Origin of the sequence: Mesorhizobium sp. M5C.F.Ca.IN.020.32.2.1 (assembly GCF_004023105.1) — a bacterium.
Lineage (GTDB): Bacteria > Pseudomonadota > Alphaproteobacteria > Rhizobiales > Rhizobiaceae > Mesorhizobium > Mesorhizobium wenxiniae.
In genome coordinates this window covers 1-840 of record NZ_RZSX01001439.1, presented here as the reverse complement: position 1 = coordinate 840, position 840 = coordinate 1, and the positions used below count along the sequence as shown (strand labels likewise).

Annotated in this window: 1 protein-coding gene and 1 pseudogene; both read left to right on the top strand. The window is 61.1% G+C overall.

The features are described from left to right. Positions 1-58 precede the first annotated feature (58 nt). Complete coding sequence (locus EOA86_RS36610) at positions 59-553, top strand: MaoC family dehydratase (protein ID WP_029348059.1); 495 nt, start codon at positions 59-61, stop codon at positions 551-553. 181 nt (positions 554-734) lie between these two features. Further along, a pseudogene (locus EOA86_RS41040) lies at positions 735-840 on the top strand (TetR/AcrR family transcriptional regulator); the annotation flags it as partial.

The window sequence follows — 840 nt, the reverse complement described above, 5'->3', positions numbered from 1 at the left end:
GTGCAGCATGGGCTGACACTGTTCAAGGAATGAAGCCGCTCGCGTACGGACGGTTGAAATGGAGGACATCAGCGTGGAACCGATCAGTCTCGATGTGCTTCTGGCCAGCGTCGGCAAGGAAGTCGGCGTGTCGCCGTGGCGGGTCGTTTCGCAACGCATGATCGACCAGTTCGCCGATGCCACGGACGACCACCAGTTCATCCATTGCGATCCGGAGCGCGCCAAGCGCGAGACGCCGTTCGGCGGCACCATCGCGCATGGCTTCCTGTCGCTTTCGCTTTTGTCGGCGATGACCTTCGAGACCATGCCGCCGCTCGAAAACAGCAAGATGGGCGTCAACCATGGCTTCGATTCGCTGCGCTTCCTGGCGCCTGTGAAGACCGGCGCGCGCATCCGCACCCGTTTCGTGCTGGCCGACGTCAAGGTCAGGCCGTCGGGCTGGGTGCAGACGGCGCATGATGTGACCATCGAGATCGAGGGCTCGAAAAAACCGGCATTGACCGCGCGCTGGCTGACGCTGACATTGATCGAGCGCCAGCCGGAAGCGGCCTGAACGGCTCAACGAGCCTCGGCGGAGATGATCTTCATGTGCCGGCCGACCTAGGGGTATCGCCAATCGGAGCGCCGCGACGCCGATTCTGCCAATGCTTGATTTGACAACGCCTTGTCCGTTTCCGTACAGCGTATATAAATTAGCCAGCCACTAACAGCCGCTAACAGAAGGCAGGCGAAAATTGCCGCTCAGCGTCCAGACACGCCGCGAGAAACAAAAGGCCGAACTGCGCTCCGAACTTGTCGATGCAGCGCACAAGCTCGCGCAGGAGGAAGGCTATGAAGGCC

Coding starts and splice junctions, on each gene's coding strand:
- EOA86_RS36610 (WP_029348059.1), top strand. CDS start 59: ATGGAGGACATCAGCGTGGAACCGATCAGTCTCGATGTGCTTCTGGCC.